We start from the raw sequence: 6447 nt of genomic DNA on the forward strand, positions 1-6447 counted from the left end.
CTTCACAGCGTTCCGGCGCCCAGCCACGACAGGGCGCGGGCGAGGCGGGTCCTGGCCCCGGCCGGGAGGAGGGACGCGGCGGCGGCCAGCCGGGCGTCCGCGCCGACCAGGTAGCGGGCCCGGGGGCGGGGCGCCGCGAGGGCGTCCAGCACGACCCGCACCACGGCGGTGGGGCGCAGGGCCGGTTCCGGCCCGGGCAGGCGGGGGCGGCGCGCCCGCAGCGCCCGGCCGTACCGGCGCCGGGCCTCGGCGGGCAGCCGGGCCGACAGCGCGGCGGCGGCCGTCCGCCACGACGTCCAGATGCCGGTGTCCACCACGCCCGGCTCGACCAGCGAGACGGCGACGCCCGTGCCGGACAGCTCGGCGCGCAGCGCGTCGGCGAGGGCGGCCAGCGCCGCCTTGCTCGCGGAGTACGGGCCCGCGACCGGCAGCGCGAGCCGGCCGGCCACCGAACCCACCAGCACGATCCGGCCGCGCCCCGCCCGCAGCGCGGGCAGCAGCGCCGCCGCCAGGGCCAGCGGCCCGACCGCGTTCACCTCGAGCTGGCGGCGCAGGTCCGCGGGATCGGCGTACTCCAGCGGCGCCGGAACCGCCACGCCCGCCACGCTCACCAGCGCGTGCAGCGGCCCGGCCGCCGCGAGCTCCGCGGCGACGGCCGCCACGGCCGCGCCGTCGGCGAGGTCCAGCCGGACCGCGCGGCCGCGTGCGCCCAGGGCCGCGTCCAGCGCGCGGGCGTCCTCGGCGCGGCGCACCGCCGCGTACACGTACCAGCCGCGGCGGGCCAGCACCAGCGCGGTGATCCGGCCGATCCCGCTGGACGCGCCGGTCACCAGCGCCGACCTGCGCCCGGCTGGTGCGGGCATCGGGGCTCCCCTCGTCGCGGACCGTGCGGCCGGGCCACTGCCCGGCGCACGGGGAGCGCATCCGTGCGGCTCAGCCGCGCAGTGCCGTCATCAGCCGGTCCAGGAACCACGGTACGTCGGTGTGGGTGACGACCTTCACCGGCGGCGCCGTGATGGAGGTGCCGGGGTCGGAGCGCAGGTCGGCGACTGTCATGCCCCGGGTGTAGCCGCCGCGCAGCTCCACCCGCACCTGCGTTTCCACGGTGGTCGCCAGCTCCGGGCGCAGCAGCACGGCCGCCGCGAGCGGATCGTGCATGGCGCAGCCGCGGCGGCCGAGCAGACCGGTGTAGAAGTCGACGTAGTACTCAAGGAACCGCGACGTGAGCCGGGCCCGGTCGCCCGGCAGCCCGGCCAGCTCCTGGAGCCACGGGTGCTCGGCGATCGCGCGCAGGGTGGCGTCCAGCGGCACGAGGGTGAGGTCGAAGCCCGCCGCCAGCACCAGGTCGGCGGCCTCGGGGTCGTGCCAGACGTTCGCCTCGCCGTAGGGGCTGATGTTGCCGGGCACGCTGATCGCCCCGCCCATGACCACCACCCGCCGCAGCAGCGCGGGCAGCCGCGGCTCCAGCTGGAGGGCGAGCGCCACATTGGTGAGCGGCCCCAGCGCCAGCAGATCGTAGGCCCCCGGCTCCGCGCGGGCCAGCCGCACCATCTGCTCGGCGGCCGAGACGTCGACGGCGCCGCGCACCGGCGCGCCCACCGGCGGCTCCAGCGCCCACGGCACCTCGATGTCGCCCATGCCGTTGCCGCCGTGCACGTAGTCCGACACGTGCAGCGGCTGCGCGAGCGGCAGCGCGGCGCCGTGCGCCACCGGCACCTCCGATCGGCCGACGAACTCCATCAGGCCCAGGGCGTTGCGGGTGGCGATCTCGGCGGTGGCGTTGCCGTGCACGGTGCCCACGGCCGCGATCTCCACCCCCGGCTGCGCGGCCAGGTAGAACACCGCCACCGCGTCGTCGATGCCCGGGTCGGTGTCCAGGATGATCCGCATCGCAACCCCCACGTCCGTCGCCCCGATCGGCCCCGGGGAACGCTACCAGCGAGCGGGCGGGTACGCCGGGCCGCCGGAAGGGCGCCCAGAGCGCGGGTGGTCTGCCCGTGCGGAGGCGGGCACGGCGTGCCCGCGCGGCTGCGCGAGGGGGCACTTCGGGCGCGGAAGGCGCGGGCCGTCGGGTGGGGCCCCCCGATTTCCATTCTTCCGCGCTCCCCGGCCGCGATGGAGCGGGCGGCCGGGATCTGTGGACAGCGGGCCGGGCGGCCGGGATCTTGTCCACAGGGTGGTGGACAAGGCTTGCGCGACCGGGCGGGGAGCGCGCCGAGGGCTGTGCCCGACCGAAGGCTCCCGGCCACCGGCGCACCCGGAGGCCGCCGCGCGGTTGCGGGCGGCGCGGCCCGGGCCGCCCGCACAGATGCGCCGCCGCCGCTCAAGCCGTGCTGATCACCTGGAACAGCTCCGCGTAGCGGCCCTCGGGGAGGCCGTGGTCGCGGGCGTTCGCGGCCAGGTACTCGGTGATCATGGCGGTGAGGCCGTCGGGATCGGTCATCTGGCTCTGGTGCGCGCGCAGTGCCGCGAGCTTCGCGGGCAGGGTGTCGGTCACGTCGGAGGCGTGGTTCGCCTCCGGGCCCCCGCTGAGCCACATCTCCCGCACCGTCCACTCCGCCAGCCCCTCCTCGGCGAGCAGTTCCGGATGGGCGAAGGGGTTGCGGGCGTCGGGGTAGACGGCGTCGATCGCGGCCGCGCCGACGGCCCGGTGGTCGGGGTGGCTCGGCGCGATGAACGCGTAGTTGCGGTCCGGGCTGTGGGTCAGCACCCTGTCGGGCCGCACCTGGCGGATCACCCGGGCGAGGTCCCTGCGCAGCCCGATCGTCGGTTCGACGGTGCCGTCCCGGTAGCCCAGGAAGCGCAGGTCGGTGACGCCCGCCTGCGCCGCGGCCGCGGTCTGCTCGGCCCGGCGGATGCCGGGGATGTCCGCACGGGGCACGTCGGGGTCGAAACCGCCCGCGTCGCCGTCGGTGACCAGCAGGTAGGTGACCGCGATCCCCTCCCGCGTCCAGCGCGCGACCGTGCCCGCCGAGGCGAAGTCGGCGTCGTCGGGGTGGGCCGCGATGACCAGCACACGTTCCACTTCGGCGTCAGGAAGCATTGCCGGAGCCTATCCGCCGGCCCCGGTACGATGCGGGCCGGGGCGGCACGGATACGCCCCCACCGCGCCCGGCGGCGGACGGCGTGGTCACATGGGGTGCGTACCCGGCCGACGCCGCCCGCGCCGCCCGCGAGGAGTTCAGGAGCCCGTCACGTGTTCGACGTCGTGATCATCGCCTGCGTCACGGCCGTACTGGCCTGGGCGGCCTTCGCCGCCGTCCGGCTCGCCCTGCTGCTGCGCTCGGGCCGCTACACCGGCACCTCCCAGCTCCTCGGCCCCGGCTTCGTGCCCGGCTGCTTCGGCGCCGCCGTGGTCGGCGCGCTGGCCGCGCTGCTGGCCACCGGCGCCGGGCCCGACGCCCGCACGGTCGCGGTCGCCGCCCTGATCGGCACCGCGGCCGGGATCCTCACCCGCGCCGCCGTCGCCTTCACCCCCCGCGCCCAGGCGGCGGGCGTCCGCCTCGGCTACCTGCTCCCGCTCGGCCTCGCCCTGGCCGGCGGCCTGGCCGCCGCCCCGATCGTCGCCTGAGGCGACCGACCCACGGCCCGGTGACCCCGCGCCCGGCTACGCTGGCTCGGGTGGCGACTCATCCAACGCACCCCCTCCTGGACGGCCTGAACGACCAGCAGCGCGCGGCCGTGCTGCACTCCGGCGGCCCCCTGCTCATCGTGGCGGGCGCGGGCTCCGGCAAGACCCGCGTGCTCACCCACCGCATCGCGCACCTCATCGCCGAACGCGGTGTGCGGCCTGGGGAGATCCTGGCGATCACGTTCACGAACAAGGCGGCGGGGGAGATGAAAGAGCGCGTCGAGGCGCTGACCGGCTCGCGCGCCGCCGCCTCGATGTGGGTGATGACCTTCCACTCCGCCTGCGTGCGCATCCTGCGGCGCGAGGGGAGCCGGCTCGGCTACCCGAGCGGCTTCTCCATCTACGACCAGACCGACTCCCAGCGGCTGATGGCCCTGGTCTGCCGCGAACTGGACCTCGACCCCAAGCGGTACCCGCCGAAGAGCTTCTCCCACCAGGTGTCCAACCTCAAGAACGAGCTGATCGACTACGACAGCTTCGCGGAGCGGGCCGGCACGGAGCAGGAGAAGCGGCTGTCGGAGGCGTACACCCTCTACCAGCGCAGGCTGCACGAGGCCGGCGCGATGGACTTCGACGACCTGATCATGCTGACGGTCAACCTGCTCCAGCTCTATCCCGACGTGGCCGAGCACTACCACCGCAGGTTCCGGCACGTCCTCGTCGACGAGTACCAGGACACCAACCACGCCCAGTACGAACTCGTCCGGGAGCTGGTCGGCCGCGGCGGCCCCGGCGGGGTGCCGCCGGCCGAGCTGTGCGTCGTCGGCGACGCCGACCAGTCCATCTACGCCTTCCGGGGCGCCACGATCCGCAACATCCTGGAGTTCGAGCGCGACTACCCGCAGGCCACCACCATCCTGCTGGAGCAGAACTACCGCTCCACCCAGACGATCCTGTCCGCCGCCAATGCCGTGATCTCCCGCAACACCGAGCGCCGGGCCAAGAACCTCTGGTCCGACCAGGGCGGCGGCGTGCGCATCACCGGCTACGTCTCCGACAACGAGCACGACGAGGCCGACTTCGTCGCCCGCGAGGTCGACCGCCTCACCGACGAAGGCAGCTGCGAGCCCGGCGACGTCGCGGTCTTCTACCGCACCAACGCGCAGTCCCGCGTCTTCGAGGACGTGTTCATCCGGGTCGGCCTGCCCTACAAGGTCGTCGGCGGCGTGCGCTTCTACGAGCGCAAGGAGATCCGCGACATGATCGCGTACCTGCGCGTGCTGGCGAACCCGGCCGACACCGTCAGCCTGCGGCGGGTGCTGAACGTCCCCAAGCGCGGCATCGGCGACCGCGCCGAGGCGTGCGTGGAGCTGTTCGCCGCCCGGGAGCGCATCACCTTCATGGACGGCCTGCGGCGCGCCGCCGAGGCGCCCGGCATCGCCACCCGCTCGCTGAACGCCATCGCCGGATTCGTCGCGCTCATCGACGAGCTGCGCGAGCTGGTCCCCAGCTCCGCACCGGCCGAGGTGGTCGAGGCGGTACTCGACCGCAGCGGCTACCTCGCCGAGCTGGCCGCCTCCCGCGACCCCCAGGACGAGAGCAGGGTGGAGAACCTCCAGGAGTTCGTGGAGGTCGCACGCGAGTTCGAGGACCGCTGGATCTCCCTGGGCGCGGCGGCCGGCGAGACCGACGAGACGCGCGACGAAGACGACCTCGCCCCGGTGGGCGGCGACTCCGCCGTCGGGCGCCTGGTCGAGTTCCTGGAGCAGATCTCACTGGTCGCCGACGCCGACTCCATCCCCGACGACGACGGCCGGGGCGGCGTGATCACCCTGATGACCCTGCACAGCGCGAAGGGCCTGGAGTTCCCGGTGGTCTTCCTCACCGGACTGGAGGACGGCGTCTTCCCGCACATGCGCACCCTCGGCGACCGCGCCGAACTGGAGGAGGAGCGGCGGCTGGCCTACGTCGGAATCACCCGGGCCCGCGAGCGGTTGTACCTGAGCCGCGCCGCGATGCGCAGCGCCTGGGGGCAGCCGGCCTACAACCCCCCGTCGCGCTTCCTGGAGGAGGTGCCGTCGGAGCTGGTGCACTGGGAGCGCGCCGAACCGGTGCAGGCCCCGGCGCCGAGGTCGCTGGGACGCCCGTCGGCGGGTCCGCGCCTGCGGGGCGGCGAGGTGCCGAGCCTTTCGGTGGGCGACAAGGTCACCCACGACAGTTTCGGGATGGGCACGGTCACCCTCGTCGACGGAGTCGGCGACCGCACCAAGGCGCGCATCGACTTCGGCGCCGACATCGGTGAGAAGGACTTCCTGGTGAAGTACGCGCCGATCGAGAAGCTCTGAAGGGCGCGGCGGCACGGTGAATGGCGGCCGAATCCGCACGGGCTCGTGCGGACCCGTCGGATCCGGCCGGAATCTGCCGGGAATGGTCATGAGCACTCCGGCCCGGCGCTAGAGTTATCAACGTTCCCAGGGAGACGGGCCGGTCCGCCGGACCTCCTCCGGGGAGCATCCGGTCCACACCGGACGGCCGGACCAAGTGGTCTCCGCCCGGTGCTAGGCTCGAAAAGCAGTCGGAAACGATCCCCGCTCCGGCGGGTACGAGCACCGACAAGCCCTACCAGGCAGGCGGATCGGGTGGTCACCACCACTCGAAACAGCCGGTAGAGTAGGGACACCGCCTCGAACCGAAAGCGTCGAGTTTGACGCCGGAGGGGATGGGGGGTAAGTTAGCAGGGTTGCCCTGGAGGAAGGTTCCCGGTTCGGGGGCTGGAGTCCGGTGTGGTGGTTGTGTTTTGAGAACTCAACAGTGTGCTAAAAGCCAGTGCATTTTGGTTGATGCTTTTGTATTGACCCTCGTGTAGAAGATCCGCA

Annotated in this window: 5 protein-coding genes; 2 read left to right on the top strand and 3 right to left on the bottom strand. The window is 74.0% G+C overall.

Features of this window, described 5'->3' with window-relative positions; all coding sequences use genetic code 11:
* Positions 1-2: 2 nt before the first annotated feature.
* From CLV72_RS13420 to CLV72_RS13430, 3 genes are all read right to left on the bottom strand, one after another.
* Positions 3-863: an SDR family NAD(P)-dependent oxidoreductase gene (locus CLV72_RS13420; RefSeq protein ID WP_106245323.1), complete on the bottom strand. Its 861-nt coding sequence runs from the start codon at positions 861-863 to the stop codon at positions 3-5.
* A 70-nt stretch (positions 864-933) separates the two neighbouring features.
* Positions 934-1890 carry a nucleoside hydrolase gene (locus CLV72_RS13425; RefSeq protein WP_106245326.1) on the bottom strand — a complete coding sequence of 319 codons (957 nt, stop codon included), beginning with the start codon at positions 1888-1890 and terminating at the stop codon, positions 934-936.
* A 433-nt stretch (positions 1891-2323) separates the two neighbouring features.
* On the bottom strand, positions 2324-3043 hold the full coding sequence (locus tag CLV72_RS13430) for a PIG-L deacetylase family protein (RefSeq protein ID WP_106245329.1): 720 nt from the start codon (positions 3041-3043) through the stop codon (positions 2324-2326).
* 153 nt (positions 3044-3196) lie between these two features.
* On the opposite strand from CLV72_RS13430, the gene CLV72_RS32205 reads away from it, so the two are divergent.
* Positions 3197-3571 (top strand): hypothetical protein, encoded by a 375-nt coding sequence (locus tag CLV72_RS32205; protein ID WP_170140941.1) that lies wholly within the window; start codon positions 3197-3199, stop codon positions 3569-3571.
* A 50-nt stretch (positions 3572-3621) separates the two neighbouring features.
* A complete protein-coding gene (pcrA, locus tag CLV72_RS13435; protein ID WP_211302841.1) occupies positions 3622-5916 on the top strand; it encodes a DNA helicase PcrA in 2295 nt (764 codons plus the stop codon).
* The last annotated feature ends 531 nt before the right edge of the window (positions 5917-6447 follow it).

Source organism: Allonocardiopsis opalescens (assembly GCF_003002095.1).
Classification (GTDB): domain Bacteria; phylum Actinomycetota; class Actinomycetes; order Streptosporangiales; family Streptosporangiaceae; genus Allonocardiopsis; species Allonocardiopsis opalescens.

Coding starts and splice junctions, on each gene's coding strand:
- CLV72_RS13430 (WP_106245329.1), bottom strand. CDS start 3,043: ATGCTTCCTGACGCCGAAGTGGAACGTGTGCTGGTCATCGCGGCCCAC.
- CLV72_RS13420 (WP_106245323.1), bottom strand. CDS start 863: ATGCCCGCACCAGCCGGGCGCAGGTCGGCGCTGGTGACCGGCGCGTCC.
- CLV72_RS13425 (WP_106245326.1), bottom strand. CDS start 1,890: ATGCGGATCATCCTGGACACCGACCCGGGCATCGACGACGCGGTGGCG.